Below are 869 nucleotides of genomic sequence, written 5' to 3'. Positions count from 1 at the left end.
AATAATTATATTAAGTATGAGTCTGAGAAAAGTTTATCTAAATTTAAGAGTCATTATTGCTTTTTATTTAATAAATATTGTTACCTGAGCATAGAGTTTCATCATGATGGATGGACTGATCGTTATATGAAAGTATGCCTCGAAAATGCGCAGGAGGCTGAAAATATGATCGTATCATCGATAAATATATCAGAGTTATTAGATGAGGATATTTCTGATAATGAGGTGCGTAACATAAAACCAAAGAGCAGCTATTAACTGCTCTTTATTACTATAAAAACTGAAGGCTAATTCCAACGTAATAGCGTCCAATTTGAACGATTCGCGTGTTCTTTGAGGCGTGGGCATGGATTCACCAAATATGCGTAATCTGCATATTCACATAAAGGTAAATCATTGATGGAGTCGGTGTAAAAATGGACTTCAGAATAAGATTCTGGCTGAGCATCTAACCATGCTTGCAAGCGTATAACTTTGCCTTCTCGATAACTCGGAACGCCTGCAATTTCAGCGCTGTAGCTGCCGTGCTTCTCAACCAAATCAATTCCTAATGCGACGGGAATTCCTAATCGATGGCCGACCGCTTCGACTAAAAATGTCACGCTCGCAGAGATGATAACCATATCGATGTCATTGCGATCCAACTGTGCTATCAACGTTTTGGATTGCTCAAACTGCTTAGGCAGGATGTGGTGCTCTACACACTCTTCTACCAACGTATGGACGTATGCAACGGGCATGTCAGCCAATGGCGCCATACAGAATTCTAGGTAGTCCTCCATGTCCATTTTGCCTTCGGCGTGGAAGACCGTTAAAGGCTGAGCTTCGTCTGTTGTTTTTGATGGGGTTGGTGTGCCGTGGTGTGGCGG

The 869-nt window shown here is 41.4% G+C and carries 1 protein-coding gene and 1 pseudogene; one reads left to right on the top strand and one right to left on the bottom strand.

What is annotated here, in order from left to right; translation table 11 throughout:
• Window positions 1-258, top strand: a pseudogene (locus R7190_RS26350) (hypothetical protein); the annotation flags it as partial.
• 29 nt (window positions 259-287) lie between these two features.
• On the opposite strand, the gene R7190_RS26345 reads toward R7190_RS26350, so the two are convergent.
• Window positions 288-869, bottom strand: a 582-nt coding sequence (locus R7190_RS26345; RefSeq protein ID WP_318137739.1) for an HAD family hydrolase, incomplete at its 5' end; no start/stop codon positions are given.

The organism is Vibrio sp. 1078-1 (assembly GCF_033340475.1).
Note: the sequence above shows the minus strand (reverse complement) of the source record. Positions and strands in the feature narration are given on the sequence as shown.